Consider the following 20,434-nt stretch of genomic DNA (forward strand, 5'->3'; position numbering starts at 1 on the left):
CGATGGCCCGCGCGGTCCTGCCCGGCTATCAGGGCGGTTCGAGCGCAGGTCAGGGAGGCAATGGGCGCGGTGAGCCGGGAAGACATCATGCGCCGTCTGGAATTGCTGCGGGTGGAGCATCGCGATCTCGACAGCGCGATCGCGGCTCTTGCGGAAACGGGCGGCGGCGACCAGATGCAAATCGCACGGTTCAAGAAGCGCAAGCTGCGCTTGCGGGACGAGATTGCCTCGCTGGAAGATTCGCTGGTTCCGGACATCATCGCCTGAACGGCTTCCGCAATTTCCGGTTAACGGCCCGCTAACCGATCCCAAATGGGACATTGCGTGTCCCGGTGGCCATTTCGCGCCAGCTAACAGGCCTGACAAATTTGCAAAAATATGGCAGCAACGCGGGATGCGGAACGCTGCCTTTCTTGATCCTGGCCTTCATCGCCGTCTGGTCGACGGCCTCTATCTGGAAGCCATGGTGATGGCGGATGAGGCGCGCACCTATTTCGACGGCAGTGACTCGCTGGACGATGGCGGTAACGACCCTTTGCGTCGCGTGGCTTTCGCCTGCGAATCGCTCAAGGTCACGACCCGGTTGATGCACATAATCGCCTGGCTGCTCAGCCAGCGGGCCTGGCAGCGCGGCGAGATTGGCGATGCAGATCTGGTGGACGAGAAATATAGGCTCGGCCGCGCGACCCAGACCGATGCCGAACTGGCAGGCAGTTTCCCCTTTACCGCCCGTGCCCTGATCGAGGCGAGCCAGGAACTGTACGACCGCGTCGCCCGGCTTCAGGATCGGATGGACCTGATGACGGGGCAGGGGGGGGATCAGGCCGGTGCCAGCCCGGCACGCGCCCTGTTGGATCGGTTGAGCGGCGCTTTCTGACATTTGGCGGAGTTTTGACGCCGACTGGACGCTTCCGGGCTGGCTTTGGCGCGCAAAGTTGGGCTAGACCAGTGGTATGACCGATGGTTTGCGGATCAGACGCCGCGTTTCAGGCTGCCCGCACACCGCTCGGCTTCTCCTTGCGCCGTTGCTGTTGACTGCCCCCTGTGTCGCGCGGGCGCAGCAGCCTGCGTCGGCGGAAGCCGCGCCCGATCCCACTCAGTCGCTGGAAGCGATGCCCGATATCGGCGTCGACTGGCCGGACATGGGCCAGCCCGACACCGTCACCCCCTTGCCCGAAGATCCTGTTGATGCGCAGGCTCCCGCCGCGCCAACGCCCGGCGCGGAGCCCGCCCAGCAGGTTGAGGCGCCCGCAACGACCGAACCGGATGTCGCTCCGCCCGAAGACAATGTCGGTTTCACTGATGCCGGGGAAGAACGGCGCTACACGGTCCAGTTGACCGGCATAGATGCGATCGCCGACGCGCAATTCACGCTGCGCTTCGATGAATTGTCGGTCCTGCGGCAGGGGCAGGGCAAGTCCGCCAACCTCGCCCAGATCAACCGGCGCATGAAGGAAGATGGCGAACTGCTCGACCGGCTGCTGCGCGCCAAGGGCTTTTATGCGGCCCGCATTCGCAGCGCCGTCGCCGCGCCTCCACCGGGCAGCGACCGCCTGTCCGTCACTTTCGACATCGTGCCCGGCACCCAGTATCTGCTCGATTCCGTCGAAGTCAGCGGCTTGGCCGAAACCGCCGAACGCGAAGCCGATCTGCGTGCAGCCTTCCCGCCGAAGGCCGGCGATCCGGTCGATGCCGACAAGATATTGGCCGGGCGCGATGCGCTGGCGACCAAGCTCGCCGAAAGCGGCTTCCCCTTCGCCAGGGTGGACGAACCCGAAGTGCGGATCGACCATGAGGAGCGCAAGGGCGATCTGGACGTCATCGTCACGCCCGGCGGTTTCCGCCGCTTCGGCGCGATCAAGATGGCGGACGACACGCTGTTCGACGCACATCATGTGCAGGAAATCGCTCGTTTCGATCCGGGCGATCCCTATATGGCCTCCGATGTCGAGGATTTGCGCCGGGCGATCGTCGCCACCGGCCTCGTCTCTTCGGTCAGCCTGACGCCCAAGGATGCGGGCGATGGCGAGCATGTCGATCTGGACGTCGGCCTGCGCCCCGCACCGCTGCGCACCATCGCGGGCGAACTGGGATATGGCACGGGCGAAGGTTATCGCGCCGAAGTGAGCTGGCAACATCGCAATCTCTTCCCGCCCGAAGGCTCGGCGACGGTGCGCGGCGTGCTGGGTACGCAGGAACAGACCGGCTCCTTTACCTATCGTCGCAATAATTTCAAACGGCGCGACAATGTGCTGACCGGCCTGGTGTCGATCAGCAATATCAAGCGGGACGCCTATGATGCGCGCACCATCACCCTGTCCGGCTCGATCGAGCGGCAGAGCAATATCCTGTTCCAGAAGAAATGGGTCTGGCGCTTCGGCGGGGAACTGATCGCGTCGGACGAAGCCGATGCCTTCAGCGGCGGCGCACGCCGCACCTTCCTGATCGGCGCCGTGCCGGTCAGCCTCACCTATGACGGCAGCGACGATCTGCTCAATCCCAGCAAGGGCTTCCGTCTGGGCGCCCGCGTCAGCCCCGAACTTTCCTTCCAGAACCAGACCTTCGGTTATACCCGCGTGCAGGTCGACGCCAGCGTTTATCAGCCGGTGAGCGATCGCGTCGTCGTGGCCGCCCGCACCCGCTTCGGCACGATCCTGGGGTCGAGCGTCGAGCAGATTGCGCCGTCCCGCCGCTTCTATGCCGGTGGCGGCGCATCGGTGCGCGGCTATGGCTATCAGGCGATCGGCCCGCGTTACGGCGAGGATGACGATCCGGTCGGCGGCAAGAGTCTGGCCGAATTCTCGCTGGAAACCCGCGTCCGCTTCGGCAATTTCGGCGTCGTGCCCTTTGTCGATGCTGGCAATATCTCGACCAGCTTCCTGCCGCGCTTCCGTGACCTGCGCGTCGGCGCGGGCATGGGCGTGCGCTATTATAGCAGTTTCGGGCCGATCCGCGTCGATGTCGGCACGCCGATCAATCCCCAGTCGGGCGATCCGAAGGTCGCCGTCTATGTCTCGCTGGGGCAGGCCTTCTGATGGCGGAGGACGCGATCCCGACCCCGCCCGTGCCGCCACCGCCGGCCGCGCCACGCCCCCGCCGGGCCTGGGACGGGCGCTGGCAGCGCTGGCTGCTGGGGATTATCGCCAGCCTGCTCCTGATCGTCGTCGGCGCCCTCGTCTGGCTCGATACTACGCCCGGCCACCGTTTCCTTGCCTCGCGTATCGCCACGATCAAGCCCGTGTCGGGCCTGCGCATTCGCGTCGACCGGATCGATGGCAGCATCTATCGCAAGCTGGTCCTGCACAATCTGGCGCTGTCCGATCCCAAGGGCGTGTTTCTGGACGCGCCGCGCGTGGAACTGGACTGGTGGCCCTTCGCCTGGATGTCGAACCGGCTGGACATCGACCGTCTGGTGATCCCGCGCGCGACCCTGCGCAAATTGCCCAAGCTCAACCCCACCCAGCGGCAGGGGCCGATCCTGCCGGGCTTCGACATTCGGCTGATGCAATTTTCCGTTGGTCGGCTCGATGTCGCCCCGGCCATCGCTGGCCGGGCGCAGGTCGCGACCATGGCGGGCGATGCCGATGTGCGCGGCGGCCGGGCGATCATCGATCTGACGGCACGCACGCTGGACGGCGGAGACGCGCTGACGATCGCGCTGGATAGCCGCCCGGACAAGGATCGCTTCTCGCTCGACGTCACGGTCAACGCGCCCAAGGGCGGCGTGCTGGCGGCGATGGCGGGGCTGAAGCAGGCGGCCAATCTGCGCATCGGCGGCAAGGGTAGCTGGAGCCGCTGGGATGGGCGCCTTTCCGCCACGCTGGATGCCGTGCCCGCCGCCGATTTCACGCTGACCGCGCGCAGCGGCGCCTATTCCGCGCGGGGTTCGATCGAGGGCGCGGCGATATCGGGCAACGGCCTGCTCCGCCGCATGGCCGATCCGCGCCTGATGGTCCGCGCCAATGGCACGATGGTCGACCGGGTGATCGACGGCCATGTCATGCTGCAATCCTCCGCCTTCGATCTGGGCGCGGACGGGGCGATCGACCTGCGCAACAATGCGCTCGACAATATGCTGCTGACGTTGAAGCTCGCGCGACCGCAGGCCCTGCTCAAGACGATGCGTGGCAGCGATATCAGCGCAAAGGTCCGGCTGGACGGCCCGTTCTCCGCGCTGGGCTATGAATATCTGCTCACCGCCAAGCAGATCGCCTTCGAAAAGACCGTCATCCATGACGTCCGCGCCGAAGGCAAAGGCCGCGCCGGCAAGGGGCCGGCACTGATCCCGGTCAAGCTGCGCGCGCGCCGTCTGGACGGGCAGGGCGACCTGATCGAAGGCATCGTCCGCAATTTCCAGATTGATGGCGTGCTGCAACTCAAGGGGCAGCAGATCGTCAGCAATCCCATGCCCTTCCGGTCAGACAAGCTGCGCGGCAAGCTGGTGGCGACCGCCGATCTCAAGACCGGCCGCTATGATATCGGCCTGGACGGGCAACTGACCAATCTGTTCATTCGCGGCCTTGGCATCGTCGACCTGACCTCCCGCCTGCGTGCTGTGCCGCGCACCGATGGCGCTTTTGGCCTCACCGGCACTGCGCTGGCGCGGGTGCGGCGGCTGGACAATGAATTTTTGCGATCGCTGGGCGGCGGCCTACCGACGGTGCGCGGCGGGCTGGAATTGCTGAAGGGCGGCGAACTGGCGCTGACCAATCTGACGCTGGATTCGCCGCTTCTTACGCTGACCGGTCGCGGGCTGCGCCATCCCGACCAGACGCTGCATCTGGAAGCGAGCGGCCGACATCAGCGCTACGGTCCGCTGCAACTCACGCTCGATGGCATGATCGAACATCCCACCATCGACCTGCTGCTGCAACGGCCGATGGATGCGCTGGGCCTGCGCGATGTGAAGGCGCATCTGATCCCCGACGCCAATGGCTATAGCTATGTCGCCAATGGCGGATCGACGCTTGGGCCTTTCGTCGGCCGGGGCGTGATCCTGCTGCCGCCCGGTGGGCAGGCGGTGGTGCGCGTCGCCAATCTGGCCGTGTCGGGCGTCACCGCCAGCGGTGATATCCGGCCGATCAATGGCGGGCTGGACGGACAACTGGCGGTCAACGGCCCGGTCACGGGCTATATCGGTTTCAAGCCGATCAATGATGTCCAGCAGGTCCAGCTTCAACTCAACGCGAACGATGCCAGTTTCGAAGGGCCGACCGTTATCGCAATGCGGCGCGGTACCCTCAACGGCACGATCCTGCTCGATCCCGACGGCACGACCGTCACGGCTACCGCGCAGGCGCGTGGGCTGCGCGTGGGCGGCGTGCTGCTCGGCCGCTTCGCCGCCAATGCCGAACTGGTCGATGGCAAGGGCAAGATACGCGGCAGCCTGGCAGGGCAGCGGGGCCGCATCTTCGATCTTCAGGGCGAAGCGCAGGTGGAGCCCAACCGCATCCGCCTGTCGGCCGGTGGCACCATCGACAAGCGCCCCATCCGGCTCGACCGGGCGGCTCTGCTGACGCGAACCGAAGATGGCTGGCGCTTGTCGCCCGCAACCATCAGCTATGCCGGCGGGTCGCTGCAACTGGCCGGCGAACTGGGTGCCGCGTCGACCCATGTCGAGGCGCGGATGCAGAAGCTGCCGCTGTCGCTGCTCGACATCGCCTATGACAATCTGGGGCTGGGCGGCATGGCAACCGGATCGCTCAGCTATGTGCAGCCGCGCGGTGGCCTGCCAACCGGCAAGGCGGAACTGCGCATCCGTGGCCTGTCCCGTTCCGGCCTGTCGCTCAGTTCCCGTCCGGTCGATGTCGGCGTCAACGCGATCCTGTCGCCGGATCGGCTGGCGACGCGCATGGTCTTCGTGTCGGATGGCAAGACGATCGGACAGGCGCAGGCCCTGCTCAATCCGCTGGTCAGCGACGGCAATCTGGTCGACCGGCTGAACAAGGCGCCCTTCTTCGCCCAGTTGCGCTATAATGGCACCGCTGACACACTATGGCGCCTGGTGGGCGTGGAGATTGTCGACATTGGCGGCCCGGTCGCCGTATCGGCCGACATGCGCGGCACGCTGGGCGAACCGGCGATCACCGGCACCTTCACCACCGATAATGCGACGATCAACAGTCCGGTCACGGGCATGCGGCTGAACGGCGTCAAGGCGCGGGGGCGCTTCTCCGGCGCGCAACTCGTCATTTCCAGCTTTGCAGCCAGCGCGCAAAATGGCGGGACGGTGAACGGCACCGGTCGCTTTACCTTCAACGGTATCGCGGGCGTCGGCATGGACCTGTCGCTTCAGGCGGATAATGCCGCGCTGCTGGAGCGGGACGATATCGCCGCGACCGTCACCGGGCCGATTACCATCCGCTCCGACGGGGTGGGCGGCACGATCGGCGGCGACCTGACGCTCAACAAGAGCCGCTTCACCATGGGCCGCGCCGCCGCCGTCGCCGAAATCCCGGAACTGCGCGTGATAGAGGTCAACCGCGCCGGCGACGAAATCGAACGCGCGCGGGCCGTTACGCCCTGGACGCTCGCCATCAAGGCACGGGCGCGCAATCGCCTGACCGTGACGGGGCTGGGCATCGAAAGCGAATGGCGCGCCAATCTGGACATTGGCGGGTCGGTGACCAATCCTGCGCTGGCGGGCACGGCCGATCTGCTCAAGGGCACCTATGACTTCGCCGGTCGCCGTTTCGACCTGCGCGAAGGCAAGATCCAGTTTGATGGCCGCACCCCGGTCAATCCCACGCTCGATATCGATGCGGAGGCGGACGTCAGCGATCTGAGCGCGACCATCCATGTCGGCGGCACCGGCCTCAAGCCCGACATCACCTTCAGCAGCACGCCCGCCCTGCCGCAGGACGAGCTGCTCTCGCGCATCCTGTTCGGCACTTCGATCACCAGCCTGTCCGCACCCGAAGCGTTGCAGCTGGCATCGGCGGTGGGTTCGCTTCAGGGCAATGGCGGGCTGGACCCGATCAATGCGGTGCGCAAGGCGGCCGGGCTGGACCGGCTGCGCATCATCGCCGCCGATCCAACCCAGGGGCAGGGGACATCGATCGCGGCGGGCAAATATCTGACCCGCAAAACCTATGTGGAACTGATCACCGACGGACAGGGCTATAGTGCGACCCGGATGGAATATCAGGTGACTCGCTGGCTGTCGCTGCTAGGGGCGATCTCCACATTGGGGCGCCAGAGCGCCAACGTGCGGGTGTCCAAGGATTATTGATGTGACCAAAAGCCGTATCGACGCCGCCACCGCGATCAGCGTGATGGACCTGTTCACCATCGGCATAGGTCCGTCCAGCTCGCACACCGTCGGGCCGATGCGCGCTGCGCTGATGTTCATGGACACGCTGCCGTCTCATCCCGACCGGGTCCAGTGCGAATTGTTCGGGTCGTTGGCCCTGACCGGCCGGGGCCACGCCACCGACAGCGCCATCCTGCTCGGCCTGTCGGGCTATCGCCCCGAAAGCGTCGATCCGGACGCCATTCCCGCCATATTGGCCGCCATTCGCGACGATCGCCGCATCCGTGCCGGCAGCGCCCTGGACCATTGGGTTGCGTTCGAGGAGGATCGCGACCTGCTGTTCCGCATGGGCGAATTTCTGGAAGCGCACAGCAACGGCATGCGCTTTACCGCCTGGCTGCCGGGCCGGGCGGAGCCGCTGGTGCGCGACTATTATTCGATCGGCGGCGGCGCTGTCCTACCCGGTGTCGTGCCGGTCAGCGACAATGCCCCGCTCGGCCATAATGTGGTGCAGCCCTATCCCTTCTCCTCCGGTGTCGAAATGCTGGCGCAGGGGGAGGCCAGCGGCCTGTCGATCGCAACTCTGGTTCTGCGCAACGAGGGCGCCTGGCGCGTACAGGCGGAAACCGACGGCTTTCTCGACAGCGTGATCGATGCCATGTCCGCCTCCATCGATCGGGGACTGGAACAGGAAGGCCTTCTACCTGGTGGATTGAAGGTCCGCCGTCGCGCCCGCGCCATCCATCAGCGCTTGCGCTTGCAACAGGATGCGCTGGGGCCCGCCCAGATCTTCGAATGGGTCAGCCTGTTCGCGCTGGCGGTGAACGAGGAAAATGCAGCAGGCGGCCGGGTCGTCACTGCGCCCACCAATGGCGCGGCGGGTGTGATCCCGGCGGTTCTGCACTATTATCGCCGCTTTGTGCCCGGCGCGGATCACGATGGCGAGCGTCGCTTCCTGCTCACCGCCGCCGCGATCGGCTTCCTTTACAAGAAGCGCGCCTCCATCTCCGCCGCCGAAATGGGCTGTCAGGGGGAGGTCGGCGTCGCCTGTTCCATGGCGGCGGCCGGGCTGGCCGCGGTGCTGGGCGGTACCAACCAGCAGATCGAAAATGCCGCCGAAATCGGCATGGAACATAATCTTGGCCTCACCTGCGATCCGATCGGCGGGCTGGTCCAGATCCCCTGTATCGAACGCAATACGATGGGCGCGGTCAAGGCGATCAATGCCGCCTATCTCGCGCTTCAGGGCGACGGCCGCCATATCGTCAGCCTGGACGCGGTGATCGAAACCATGCGCCAGACGGGTGAGGACATGGCCAGCCGCTACAAGGAAACTTCGCTCGGCGGCCTTGCCGTCAATGTGGTGGAGTGCTGAATCGGTTCCTTCGCTTCATCGCTTCGACAACACATATGCAAGACGAGCAGAGGCGATTTCGTGTCATTAATGCCACATAATCAATTGTTTATCTGGCGTTCATGAAACAAAGATGGCCGCTCCGGCTTCATCGCCTCACCCCGTCGAAAGGGGAGAGAATGACGAACGGAGTATCTGTTATGCGTAAGTTGATGGTCGCAACCCTTCTGGCCGGCGCAACCGTCGCCACCCCCGCGCTGGCACAGGACCCCGCGCCGACCTTCACCGGTCCCCGCGTCGAAGCAATCCTAGGCTATGACCGTACCGGCGCCGGCAGCGATGTCGATAATGACAATGGCAATGACGATCAGAATATCGATGGTCTGCTTTACGGTATCGGCGCAGGCTATGACATGAACCTGGGCAGCGCGGTCGTCGGTGTCGAAGGCGAATATACCGACTCCACCGCCAAGAGCAGCCGTAGCGACTTTTCCGACCAGTTCGGTTTCGGCCGCGTGAAGCAGGGCCGCGACCTCTATATCGGTGCGCGCGCCGGTATCCTCGCCAACCCGCAGACGCTCGTCTATGTGAAGGGCGGCTATACCAACACCAAGCTGGACGTGCTGGCCGGCGACACCGACGAGACGACCGACACCGCTTTCAAGCTGGACGGCTGGCGCATTGGTGCGGGCGTGGAACGGGCGATCAACGCCAACACCTTCGCCAAGGTGGAATATCGCTATTCCAAATATGAGGATGCTCACATCAATTTCGCTGATGGATCGACCAGCAGCGAATTCGGCATCGACACCGATCGCCATCAGGTCGTCGGCAGCATCGGCTGGCGTTTCTAAGGCATCGCGCCTTTAGTCTGCACTACCCCCGTTCGCTCCGGGTCTGTCGAGAACGCTCTCGCGCGCTGGCCGGACGGGGAACGGAGCAGACTGAAGGGTGCAAAGTACAGGTCGAGGGGGAAGGGGCCGGTCATGCGATCGGCCCCTTTTTCCGTCGTCACGCCGATGCCCCCTATCTGCCCGCTTGCGGGGATGCTATTTACATCCTTGTGAGTAACGCGATTCCCCACCTGTATCCGGTCGGCATCGACCCCGAAGACATCGACTTCATGGGTCATGTCAACAATGCCAGCTACCTGAAATGGGTGCAGAATGCCGTGCTGGACCATTGGCGCGCGCTGGCCCCGGCCGAAGCGGTCGCCCAGCATCTGTGGGTCGCGCTCAAGCATGAAATCACCTATCGCAAGCCCACTTTCCTCGACGACGAAGTGATCGCCACCGTCCTGCTGGAAAAGGTGCAGGGCGCCCGTGCCTTCTACGAAACCGTGATCCGCCGGGGCGAGGAAGTGCTGGCCGAGGTCAAATCCAGTTGGTGCTGCGTCGATGCCAGCAGCCTGCGCCCTGCCCGGCTGACGCGGGAAGTGATCCAGCATTTCTTCCCCGGAGATGAGGGCGAAGAGCGCGCCTGATCGACGGGCGGCTTATGGTTTGAACGGCGGAAAGCGAGCCTAATTTCTTCTCCCATCGGGAGAGGAAGAGCCCCGCTCGGCGCAGCCGAGTGGGAAAATGAGGGTGATGCAAGGCGCGACCTTTGCCCTCACCCTTCCGCCGTGCTTCGCACGGCTCCCTCCCTCTCCCGGCGGGAGAGGGAATTTGACCAATCCCCCCTACAGCGTCGCCTCAATCTCCCGCGCGGCCATGTCGGGATTTTCCGCCTGGCTGATCGGGCGGCCGATCACCAGCATCGATGCGCCCCGGTCCAGCGCCTCGCGCGGGGTCACGGCGCGCTTCTGGTCGCCCATCGCGCCGCCGGTCGGGCGCACGCCGGGCACCACGAAATAGCCGCCATTCCAGGCCGCCTTGGCGATCGCCACTTCCGCGCCGGAGCAGACGATGCCGTCCAGCCCGGCGCTCTGCGCCAGATCGGCCAGCCGACGGACCTGATCCTCCGCCTTGCCGCCTACGCCAATGTCCAGCAGGTCGCCATCGTCCAGGCTGGTCAGCACGGTCACGGCGACCACCTTCGTATTCACGCCCGCCGCCGCCTTCGCATCCTCCAGCATGGCGCGGCCACCGGCGGCATGGACGGTCAGCACCGCCGGTTCCAGCATGTGCAGCGCCTGCACCGCCTTGGCCACCGTATTGGGAATGTCGTGCAGTTTGAGGTCGAGGAAGATCGGCAGGCCGAACTTCATCATCTCATGCACGCCATGATGGCCGTTGGCGCAGAAAAATTCGAGGCCCAGCTTCAGCCCGCCGACATGATGCTTCACCTGCCCGGCAAGCGTCTGCGCCTTGCTCAGGTCGGGCGTGTCGATGGCGACATAGATGGGGCTGCTCATGCTGGTCCTGTAAGGCTGGAATTGGGGGTATGGGAGTCCGTAATCGCCGCAATGGCGGGCTGTTCCGGCGCCAGAGAGGCCAGGGTCGGCGCTGGTGTCGGCGCTGGCGGCGGGGATGCTGCTGCTGCGGTCGCGGCGGCGAGCGCCCGTTCGCTGCTGTCCAGCCGACGCTTCAGGCGCCAGCGGGTGGCCCGCGCCATGATCCAGAAGGGCAGGGCGCCCAGCAGGAATGCGCCGATCAGCAGGACGGGCAATTTGGTTTCCATCACCATGTCGCCCCATAGGCGCACGGTCACGGGGACATAATTCGCCATGCAGAAGAAGGCGAGCCCCACGGCGATGACGACCCAGAAGGCTGTCCGCAAAAATTGCATAGGCTTGAAACCCCTTGCTGCTGCTTTCGGGCAGCTTAGGCGATTGCAGCCGATTTCGAAAGCGCCGGATGGATTTTGTCGATGGCGATGGTCATGGACAGATGCGCCGTCGCGCCGGCGGGCAGCACGGCCATGCCGCCCCGGTTGATCGCGTCGGGCATATGGCTGACCGGTTCCAGACAGAAATCGATGCTGCCGGGCGGGCGATAGACATGCAGATAGTCGGCGCCCGTGGCGTCAACCGTCAGGCGCAGCCCGTCGCCACGATCGACCACCGCCGGGCCGGTCCAGCCGGTATAAGCATTGTCGACCAGCGTGTCGCCGCGAACAATCGCGGACTGCGACCAGTCGCCCAGCGCATCGGCGGGCGCTTCCCGGTCAGGCAGCATGTCGGGCGTCGAAAGCCACAGGCCGCGCGCATCGAAGCGCAGCGTCGTCTCCGCATCGGCCAGAAAATAGGGATGGAAGCCAAGGCCTGCCGGCATCGGCGCGTCACCGATATTGGTGAGAGACAGCGACATGGACAGGTGCGAGAGCGTCAGCGCGACATGCTGTTCCGCCCGATAGGGCCAGGGCCAGCCTGCGTCACCCGGATGTTCGTGGATCAGGCGGGTGGAGGCATCGTCTGTCTCGACCGCTGTCCACATCGTCTGCCAGCCAAAGCCATGGATGCTGTGCGGGTGATCGCCGAAGTTGAGCGGTAGCTGATAATGCTGCCCGTCAAAGGCGAACCGCCCGTCCGCTATGCGATTGGCATAGGGGACGAGCGGGAAACTGGCCATCGCCAGCGGATCGGCAGCGTCGGCAGGCGCGCGGCGCAGCAGGTCGACGCCATCCAGCGCCAGCCAGAGCAGCGATCCGCCGACCGTGGGGGAGAGGGCTGCTTCCAGCCCTCCCGCCTTCAACATGATGATATGCTTGCTCAGCCGACCATATCCTCAAGCTCGCGGCCCTTGGTTTCATGTACCATGGCGCGGACGAAGAAGAAGCTGATCGCCGCGAACAGCGCATAGCCGGTATAGGTGACGACCAGCCCCGGCGACACGGCGAGCGAGGGGAAGCTGACCGAAATGGCGGCGTTGGCGATCCACTGGGCAAAGCCCGCGACCGCCAGACCCGATCCGCGAATCTGGTTCGGGAACATTTCGCCCAGCATCACCCACATGATCGGACCCCAGCTGAGGTTGAAGAAGATCACATAAAGGTTGGCCGCGATCAGCGCCATCAGGCCGTTATGGCCCGGCAGCACGACGCCGCCATCCGCGCCGGTGACGGCGGTGGAGAAGGCATAGGCGACCACCGCCAGCGTCACGGCCATGCCGGCCGATCCGATCAGCAGCAGCGGCTTGCGACCGATCTTGTCCACCAGCATGATGGTGCCCAGGCACGCGCCGATCGACAGCACGCCCGAGAGGATGTTGATCTGAAGCGCATTATCTTCCGAAAAGCCGACGGCTTCCCACAGGGTCGCGCCATAATAGAAGACGACATTGATGCCGACCAGCTGCTGGAAGACGGCAAGGCCAATGCCGGTCCACACGATCGGGCGGATCTTGCCCGTGGTCTTGCTGATCAGGTCCGACAGCTTCGGGCGATGATGATCGGCGGCCAGGCTGGCGCGGATTTCGGTCACTTTGCGCGCGGCTTCCTGCGGCCCGAACAGGCGGGTGAGGACGTCCAGCGCGCGCTTGTCATGTCCGCGTGCGACCAGATAGCGGGGGCTTTCGGGAATGACGAGCAGGGCAAGGAAATAGATGGCGGCCGGGATCGCCTGCAACCAGAACATCCAGCGCCAGGCCGGGAAGTCCAGCCACAGCGGCGCGGTCGAACCACCGGCATAGCGGGCCAGCACGAAATTAGCGACGAAGGCGCCGGTCAGGCCGGAAATGATCATCACCTGCTGCACCGACGACAGGCGTCCGCGCACATTGGCGGGGGTGACTTCGGAGATATAGACGGGCGAAATGACGCTGGCTGCGCCCACGCCCAGACCGCCGATGATGCGGGCGATGATGAAGATGGCGGAGGAGCCGGCCGCGCCGGCGACCAGCGCGCTGACGAGGAAGAGGATGGCGGCGAGCATCATCACGCCGCGTCGGCCAATGATGTCAGCCATGCGGCCCGCGCCGAACGCGCCGATCGAAGAGCCGACCAGAATCGCGCCGACATTCACGCCGATGCCTAGCTTGCCCAGATCGAAGGCGGCTTCCAGCCCCTTCTGCGTGCCGTTGATGACGCCCGAATCATAGCCGAACATGAAGCCACCGATCGTCGCGACGGCGACAATCGCGGCGATGAAGGCCATATTGACCCTCTCGGCGCTCCCCTCACTCATTATAGCGTTCCTTCCAAATCTCTCATTATATCGTTGCGATATGCCCTGGCAGCCCCGCGACGCCGGGATCGAAGGCGAACAGATCGCCTGCCAGAGGCTGCTTTGTCAACGCTGTCATATCCAGCCCCTTGCGCGCCGTCGTCGCATAGGCGGTCTTGAGGTCCGGACCGCCAAAGGCGATCTTGGTGATGTTGGCCACGGGAAAGCGGATTTCGCGCATCAGCTTGCCCGCCGGATCATAGCGGCGCACCGCCCATCCGCCGAACAGGCCGGTCCACAGGCAGCCTTCGGCGTCCACGGTGGGACCGTCGGGATAGCCCGCACCCTCTTCTATCTTGGTGAACAGGGTCGTGTTCCCGACCGATCCGTCCTGCTCCAGCTGGGTACGCCAGATGCGCTTGCCCAGCGTGTCGGTGTGATAGAGCGTGCGTCCGTCCGGCGACAGCGCCGGGCCGTTGGTGATCGATACGCAGGGTAGGCCCGCTTCGACGCAGACGCCTTTGTGGAAGCGGTAGAAATAGCCGCTATCGGCTTCCTCCGCGTCATCCATCGATCCGAACCACAGCGCACCGTCCGGCGCGACGCAGGCGTCATTCTGGCGATTGCCCGGCAGATGCGCTTCGGGGGCATGGATCAGCGTGAAGCTAGCCTGCACGGGGTCGAAGCGATGCACGCCCGATTGCAGGCCGACGGCAAACAGGCCGTCGTCGGTGGGCGCTATCCATCCCACCTGACCGGGCGCGGCCCAGCTTTGCCCGACGTCGATCGCCGGATCATAGCGGTGGATGCGATGCGCCTTGATATCGACGAACCACAGCGCCGCGTCGCGCGCGACCCAGACCGGGCCTTCGCCCAGCGTCGCGCCGACCGACAGGACGCTTTGCGGCGCGGTGGACAGATCGACCGTCATGACGTCAGCGCCAGCCGGCATCGATGAAATAGTCATGCGCGGTGCAGTAACGCGCATCGTCCGACGCCAGGAACATCGCCAGCGCGGCGACATCGACCGGCAGGATGCGGCCATCGAGACACTGGGCCGCGACGATTTCCGCTTCGCCTTCGGGCGTGTACCATTTTTCCTGACGCAGCGTCTTCACATTGCCGGGGATGATGGTGTTGACGCGAATATTGTCGCGGCCAAGATCGCGCGCCAGACTGCGGGTCAGGCCTTCGATCGCGGCCTTGGACGTCTGGTACAGGACCAGTTCGGGCAGAGCGAGGTGCCAACTGATCGACCCGAAGTTCAGGATCACGCCGCCACCGGCGCGCTTCATCGCCGGGACCACGGCCTGCGCCGCGAAGAAGAGGTGGCGCAGGTTCACCGCCATCCGCTCTTCCCAATAAGCCGGGGTCACTTCCTCGATCGTGTGACGGTCATCATTGGCGGCATTGTTGATCAGGATGTCGATCCCGCCCAGTTCACCTTCGACCTTCGCCATCATGGCCTGCACGGCGTCTATGTCGCGCAGATCGACGGCATGGAAGATCGGCGTGAAGTCTGCGCCGGACAAGCGCGCGACCAGTGCTTCACTCGCGTCCACGGCGATGTCGCAGAAGGCGACCTGCGCACCCTGACCGACGAAGGCCTCGACCAGCCCTTCGCCGATACCGCTACCGCCGCCGCTGATGAAAACCCGCTTGCCCTTCAGGCTCGGGTAGATGGCGTGGCTCATGCGGTTTCCTTTTCCGCTACGGTCAGCAGACCGCGCGTCGCGAGATTGGTCATCAGGGCGGTCAGGCCGAAGGTCCAGGGGGCGGCGTCCTTCGACGTGACGACTGTGTTGGTCAGCTTGCCCAGACGCGGGGTGGAGATGGTCACCACGTCGCCGACCTTGTGGGTGAAGCCACGGCCCGGATCGTCGCGATCCTGCACGGGGGCGAAGAGCGTGCCCAGGAACAGGGTGAAGCCATCGGGATATTGATGTTCGGACAGGGTCTGACGCACCAGTTCCAGCGGATCGCGGCTGATCTGGTTCATGCTGCTGACGCCTTCCAGACGATAGCCTTCCGGCCCGTCGATGGTCAGTTCCACCTCTGCATTGCGCACATCATCAATGCCATAGTCGCCGTCGAACAGGCGGATGAGCGGGCCGAGCGCGCAGGAGGCGTTATTATCCTTCGCCTTGCCCAGCAGCAGCGCCGATCGCCCTTCGAAATCGCGCAGGTTCACGTCATTGCCCAGCGTCGCGCCGATAGCGCTCCCGGCGGCGTTGACGATCAGCACGACTTCGGGTTCAGGGTTGTTCCAGGTCGAGTCCGACCGGATGCCGATGTCCGCGCCCAGACCGACGGTGGAGAGCACCGGCGCCTTGGTAAAGACTTCCGCGTCAGGGCCGATCGCGACTTCCAGATATTGCGACCACAGGCCGTCCTCGATCAGCGCGGCCTTCAGCGCAGCGGCTTCTTCCGTGCCCGGCACCACGGCGCGGATCGATCCACCGACGCGCTCTTCCAGGCGGCCGCGAATCTCGGCGGCGGCGCCAGCGTCACCGCGTGCACGCTCCTCGATCACGCGCTCCAGCGCGGACAGGGCAAAGGTCACGCCGCAGGCCTTGACGCATTGCAGGTCGACCGGGCTGAGCAGCGGGAGGTTGAGGTCTTCCAGCGGGCCGAGCGCTTCGCCCGATTCCGGCGCCAGCGGCAGCTTCTCGACCAGTTGCGCCACGGTCGGCGCGACCCGGCTCATATCATAGGTCAGGCCGTTGGCGACCAATATGGGGGAGGGGCCAGCGGCAGTCTGCACACGGCCGAGGAACAGGCCGCTGCGCCAGTCGGCAGGCAGGCTATCGAGCAGGGAGAAGTCGCCCGGCATCATCAACTCCTAAATGGAACGGTTGTAAATTGATAGCGCTACCAACATCGAACCGGGCGCGGAGTCAAGGGGTGTTGCGTAAAAGGCGCGTAAGCGAAAAGTCGTAGGGGTGGGACGTCTTGTCCCTTTTCCATCACCCGGCTTTGGGGCATAGATGATCGGACCATGAGCAAGCCCGAAGACAGCGCGCCGCCCGCCGGCGCAGACGCCGCCGCTCCCGCAACGCCTGACAAGGGCCCCGATGCCGGCAAGACCGATCTGGCCAGCGCCGCGCGCAAGTCAGCCAGCAAGGGCGTATGGATGGGCACCGCCGTCGGCATCGGATCGGCGGCGATCGTCGCGGCGCTGCTTTACACGCGGAAAAAGGGCTGACTGGCCGTTACGGGCTTGGAGCGCGCGTGTTACGCTATCTGGACCACCTTCCGTTCGTCCTGAGTAGCCGCTGAGCGAAGTCGAAGCGGCGTATCGAAGGATGGGTCACGCCAGACCCTTCGATACGGGCCTTCGACAAGCTCAGTCCCTACTCAGGGCGAACGGTTCGGGTTTAAAATGCGATTCTCTAATTGTTCGTCATGCCATGATGCTCGAACGCACGGCTTGCGTCCTGTGGGCGTTCATGCGTGGTTTATTCAAACCGGCACGCACCGCGCACAAAAATAGGGCGGCATGGCCTTCGTTCCATGCCGCCCCCGGTGCGACCCGGCAGGCTCTCTTATATCCCCCGCCTTCGTGACAGGCGTTTGGGGAAGCGGCTTTAGCCTGCGCCGCCACTCAGATAGCTGATCAGTTCCGGCTTGCTGATGCTGATGCTCTTGTCCTTGTCGGCCGTGGAGAAGGCGCCATTGGCCCAGGCCATGACCTGATCGGTCGGCAGTTGCGATCCCGTCGCCTTCATTTCCTGCGTCTTAAGCGCTACCATCCAGCGCGAAAATTCGGACTGGTCCAGTTGGCCATCCTTATTCGCGTCATAGGCCGGAAATTCGCTGTCGACGATCGACGCGACCGCGTTTGCCGGATTGGAGGGCGCCGGATTCGCGGGCGCAGCGGGTTGGGCCTGCGCCGGACTGGCGGGGGCTGCGGGCATCGCGCCCTGTTCCGGCGCGGTCTGCGCCATGGCGGGGGCCGTCACGGCGATGGCAGCGGACAATAATAATATGCGGACCATGGCAATCTCCTGTCGCCTTGAAATGCGGGAGGAAGAGGATTGTTTCGCTCTTCCTTGAAAATCTGCCACTATAATGGACGAGAACAGGGAAATGTTCCTGAATATCCATTCATAATGCCGAATTTGACTTGAAAAGAGGCACGGTTCGTCTCTCAAATCGGCATCTGGCGCAATAAACTGGCCGAAGGGCGAACATAATCTTTCGCGATTTGCCCCGCCGCCCCGACGCTGCTAGGCGGCGCGGCAATATCCACCCTCCAGCCGCAGGATTCGCCCATGGTCCCCCGCTATTCCCGTCCCGCAATGACCGCCCTCTGGGAGCCGGAAGCCCGCTTCAAGATCTGGTTCGAGATCGAGGCGCACGCGACCGAGAAGCTGGGCGAACTGGGCGTTGTCCCGCCGTCCGCCGCCAAGGCGCTGTGGGACTGGTGGGCCACCAACCCCGCCATCGATGTGCCCGCGATCGACGCGATCGAGGCCGTCACCAAGCATGACGTCATCGCTTTCCTGACCTGGGTTGCCGAACAGGTGGGCGACGAAGCCCGCTTCATGCATCAGGGCATGACCAGTTCCGACGTGCTGGACACCTGCCTTGCCGTGCAGTTGGCCCGCGCCGCCGACATCCTGATCGAGGATCTGGACAAGCTGCTGGAGGTGATCAAGCGCCGCGCGTTCGAACATAAGCTGACGCCGACGATCGGCCGCAGCCATGGCATCCATGCCGAGCCGGTGACCTTCGGCCTGAAGATGGCGGAAGCCTATGCCGAATTCAGCCGTTGCAAGACGCGCCTGATCGCCGCGCGCGAGGAAATCGCCACCTGCGCCATTTCGGGCGCCGTCGGCACTTTCGCCAATATCGACCCACGCGTCGAAGAGCATGTCGCGGAGAAGCTGGGCCTTGCGATCGAGCCGGTGTCGACGCAGGTGATCCCGCGCGATCGCCATGCGATGTTCTTTGCGACGCTGGGCGTGATTGCCTCGTCCATCGAGCGTCTCGCTGTCGAGGTTCGTCACCTTCAGCGTACCGAGGTTCTGGAGGCTGAGGAATATTTCTCGCCCGGCCAGAAGGGCTCGTCGGCCATGCCGCACAAGCGCAACCCGGTGCTGACCGAAAACCTGACCGGTCTGGCCCGCGTTGTCCGCGCCGCTGTGGTGCCTGCGCTGGAAAATGTCGCCTTGTGGCATGAGCGCGATATCTCGCACTCGTCGGTTGAGCGCTTCTTTGGCCCCGACGCGACCATCACGCTCGACTTCGCGCTGGCGCGACTGACCGGCGTGATCGACAAGCTGCTCGTCTATCCCGAGCGGATGATGAAGAACCTCGACAAGATGGGCGGCCTGGTCCACTCGCAGCGCGTGCTGCTGGCCCTGACGCAGGCAGGTGTCAGCCGCGAGGACAGCTATCGCTATGTCCAGCGCAACGCGATGAAGGTGTGGGAATCAGACGGCCAGCTCTCGCTGCTGGAACTGCTGAAGGCCGATGCCGACGTCACCGCCGCGTTGCCTGCCGAACAGATCGAGGAAAAGTTCAACCTCGACTATCATTTCAAGCAGGTCGACACGATCTTCGCCCGCGTGTTCGGCGAGGCGTAAAACAACCTCCGTTCGTTTCGAGCGAAGTCGAGAAACGGTAGCGCTGCGCTAGCCGCTTCTCGACTTCGCTCGAAGCGAACGGACTTTGAATTTAACGGCCACCCATCCTTGGTCGCATCCGTGGCGCTGCATCCGACTGGCGGCGGATCAGTTCATAGTCCAGCACCAGATGTTCGGCCGCGTCGCTGCTGCGGCGGCCCTTCAACTGGCGCACCAGCACTTCCACTGCCGCGCGCGCCATGGCGCTGATCGGCTGGCGGATGGTCGTCAGCTCCGGCCAGATGGTGGTGGCGAGCGAGGTATCGTCGAAACCGCAGACGGTCAGGTCGCCCGGCACGTCCAGCCCGGTGCGATGGGCGATCGCCACCGTCGCCGCCGCCATATCGTCATTGCTGGCGAATATGGCCGTCGGCGGATCGATCAGTGACAATATCTGTTCGGCTGCGTCCAGCCCCGATCGATAGGTGAAGAAACCCTGCGCGATCAGTTCGTCCTGCACCGTCAGGCCCGCTTCGCCCAGCGCCGCGACATAGCCTTCGAACCGGCGGGCGCTGGCGCTCTGGTTCGGATTGCCCTTGATGAAGCCGATCCGGTCATGGCCCAGCGCGATCAGGTGGCGCGTCATTTCATAAGCGGCGTGCCGGTCGTCGATGCTGACGGCGGCGAGATCAGACGGTGCGCGGCCGGTCGCCACCGCCACGGCCGGAATACCGGCCCGGTCCAGCGCTTCGACCAGTTCGGGCAGGTCGCACAGCGGCGGGGGCAGGATGACGCCGTCGATACGCCCCCTTTGCAGATGGGCGACCACCGCTTCGACCGATGTGTCGTCGTCCCATTTCTCTACCACCAGATCGACGCTGCTGCGGGTCGCCTGATCCAGGCTGCCGACCAGAAATTCGCTGAGATAGGAGGAGGAGGGGTTGGAATAGAGCAGGCCGACCCGTGTCTCCTCGCCTCCGGCCAGCGTGCGCGCGGCGGCGCTGGGCGCATAGTTGAGGGCGGTGATCGCCGCCTCGACCTTCTCGCGCGTGGCCGGTCGCACCACCTGTTCGCCGTTGATCACGCGCGACACGGTCATCGGCGACACCCCGGCATGGCGGGCGACATCGTTGATGGTGGGCGCGTTGCGCTGGCGGCGGGAAGATCGGACGTCGCTCAAAATAGGTGGGCTTTCGCTGGGATGATGTCGCGGC

The 20,434-nt window shown here is 64.7% G+C and carries 18 protein-coding genes; 9 read left to right on the forward strand and 9 right to left on the reverse strand.

Annotation, left to right across the window (positions count from 1 at the left end; translation table 11 throughout):
- Nucleotides 1-87 precede the first annotated feature (87 nt).
- From BMY84_RS14505 to BMY84_RS14535, 7 genes are all read left to right on the forward strand, one after another.
- Nucleotides 88-267, forward strand: a complete 180-nt coding sequence (locus BMY84_RS14505; RefSeq protein WP_093084935.1) for a YdcH family protein — start codon at nucleotides 88-90, stop codon at nucleotides 265-267.
- 127 nt (nucleotides 268-394) lie between these two features.
- A complete protein-coding gene (locus BMY84_RS14510) occupies nucleotides 395-877 on the forward strand; it encodes a DUF1465 family protein (protein ID WP_093084771.1) in 483 nt (160 codons plus the stop codon).
- 76 nt (nucleotides 878-953) lie between these two features.
- Nucleotides 954-3,035, forward strand: a complete 2,082-nt coding sequence (locus BMY84_RS14515; RefSeq protein ID WP_093084772.1) for an autotransporter assembly complex protein TamA — start codon at nucleotides 954-956, stop codon at nucleotides 3,033-3,035.
- Nucleotides 3,035-7,231, forward strand: coding sequence for a translocation/assembly module TamB domain-containing protein (locus BMY84_RS14520; RefSeq protein ID WP_093084774.1), 4,197 nt, complete (start codon nucleotides 3,035-3,037; stop codon nucleotides 7,229-7,231). The genes BMY84_RS14515 and BMY84_RS14520 overlap by 1 nt, the downstream gene beginning before the upstream one ends.
- 1 nt (nucleotide 7,232) lies before the next feature.
- On the forward strand, nucleotides 7,233-8,627 hold the full coding sequence (locus BMY84_RS14525) for an L-serine ammonia-lyase (RefSeq protein WP_093084775.1): 1,395 nt from the start codon (nucleotides 7,233-7,235) through the stop codon (nucleotides 8,625-8,627).
- Nucleotides 8,628-8,806: 179 nt separating this feature from the next.
- Nucleotides 8,807-9,460: an outer membrane protein gene (locus BMY84_RS14530; RefSeq protein ID WP_093084777.1), complete on the forward strand. Its 654-nt coding sequence runs from the start codon at nucleotides 8,807-8,809 to the stop codon at nucleotides 9,458-9,460.
- Nucleotides 9,461-9,669: 209 nt separating this feature from the next.
- Nucleotides 9,670-10,089: an acyl-CoA thioesterase gene (locus BMY84_RS14535; RefSeq protein ID WP_093019995.1), complete on the forward strand. Its 420-nt coding sequence runs from the start codon at nucleotides 9,670-9,672 to the stop codon at nucleotides 10,087-10,089.
- A gap of 198 nt (nucleotides 10,090-10,287) precedes the next feature.
- Here BMY84_RS14535 and pyrF read toward each other — a convergent pair whose 3' ends face one another.
- From pyrF to BMY84_RS14570, 7 genes are read right to left on the reverse strand one after another with little or no spacing between them, the layout of a single operon-like run.
- Nucleotides 10,288-10,962: an orotidine-5'-phosphate decarboxylase gene (gene pyrF, locus BMY84_RS14540; protein WP_093084779.1), complete on the reverse strand. Its 675-nt coding sequence runs from the start codon at nucleotides 10,960-10,962 to the stop codon at nucleotides 10,288-10,290.
- On the reverse strand, nucleotides 10,959-11,336 hold the full coding sequence (locus BMY84_RS14545) for a lipopolysaccharide assembly protein LapA domain-containing protein (protein WP_093084780.1): 378 nt from the start codon (nucleotides 11,334-11,336) through the stop codon (nucleotides 10,959-10,961). Before BMY84_RS14545 ends, pyrF begins: the two co-directional genes overlap by 4 nt.
- Nucleotides 11,337-11,371: 35 nt before the next feature.
- Entirely contained in the window at nucleotides 11,372-12,244 is an 873-nt protein-coding gene (locus tag BMY84_RS14550) for an aldose 1-epimerase (RefSeq protein ID WP_093084782.1), read from the reverse strand.
- A 14-nt stretch (nucleotides 12,245-12,258) separates the two neighbouring features.
- Nucleotides 12,259-13,671 (reverse strand): sugar porter family MFS transporter, encoded by a 1,413-nt coding sequence (locus tag BMY84_RS14555; protein ID WP_093084783.1) that lies wholly within the window; start codon nucleotides 13,669-13,671, stop codon nucleotides 12,259-12,261.
- Between the two features lie 25 nt (nucleotides 13,672-13,696).
- Nucleotides 13,697-14,581, reverse strand: coding sequence for an SMP-30/gluconolactonase/LRE family protein (locus BMY84_RS14560; protein ID WP_093084936.1), 885 nt, complete (start codon nucleotides 14,579-14,581; stop codon nucleotides 13,697-13,699).
- 4 nt (nucleotides 14,582-14,585) lie between these two features.
- Complete coding sequence (locus BMY84_RS14565; RefSeq protein ID WP_093084785.1) at nucleotides 14,586-15,344, reverse strand: SDR family NAD(P)-dependent oxidoreductase; 759 nt, start codon at nucleotides 15,342-15,344, stop codon at nucleotides 14,586-14,588.
- Nucleotides 15,341-16,483: a fumarylacetoacetate hydrolase family protein gene (locus tag BMY84_RS14570; RefSeq protein WP_093084938.1), complete on the reverse strand. Its 1,143-nt coding sequence runs from the start codon at nucleotides 16,481-16,483 to the stop codon at nucleotides 15,341-15,343. The genes BMY84_RS14565 and BMY84_RS14570 overlap by 4 nt, the downstream gene beginning before the upstream one ends.
- A gap of 165 nt (nucleotides 16,484-16,648) precedes the next feature.
- On the opposite strand from BMY84_RS14570, the gene BMY84_RS14575 reads away from it, so the two are divergent.
- Nucleotides 16,649-16,855 carry a hypothetical protein gene (locus tag BMY84_RS14575; protein WP_093084786.1) on the forward strand — a complete coding sequence of 69 codons (207 nt, stop codon included), beginning with the start codon at nucleotides 16,649-16,651 and terminating at the stop codon, nucleotides 16,853-16,855.
- A gap of 382 nt (nucleotides 16,856-17,237) precedes the next feature.
- On the opposite strand, the gene BMY84_RS14580 is transcribed toward BMY84_RS14575, so the two are convergent.
- On the reverse strand, nucleotides 17,238-17,648 hold the full coding sequence (locus tag BMY84_RS14580) for a calcium-binding protein (protein ID WP_093084788.1): 411 nt from the start codon (nucleotides 17,646-17,648) through the stop codon (nucleotides 17,238-17,240).
- Between the two features lie 276 nt (nucleotides 17,649-17,924).
- Here BMY84_RS14580 and purB point away from each other — a divergent pair, with 276 nt between their 5' ends.
- Nucleotides 17,925-19,241 (forward strand): adenylosuccinate lyase, encoded by a 1,317-nt coding sequence (purB, locus tag BMY84_RS14585; protein WP_093084789.1) that lies wholly within the window; start codon nucleotides 17,925-17,927, stop codon nucleotides 19,239-19,241.
- 91 nt (nucleotides 19,242-19,332) lie between these two features.
- Here purB and BMY84_RS14590 read toward each other — a convergent pair whose 3' ends face one another.
- Nucleotides 19,333-20,400, reverse strand: coding sequence for a LacI family DNA-binding transcriptional regulator (locus BMY84_RS14590; protein ID WP_093084791.1), 1,068 nt, complete (start codon nucleotides 20,398-20,400; stop codon nucleotides 19,333-19,335).
- Nucleotides 20,401-20,434 lie beyond the last annotated feature (34 nt).

Origin of the sequence: Sphingobium sp. AP50 (genome assembly GCF_900109095.1) — a bacterium.
In the GTDB taxonomy this organism is placed as follows: Bacteria; Pseudomonadota; Alphaproteobacteria; order Sphingomonadales; family Sphingomonadaceae; genus Sphingobium.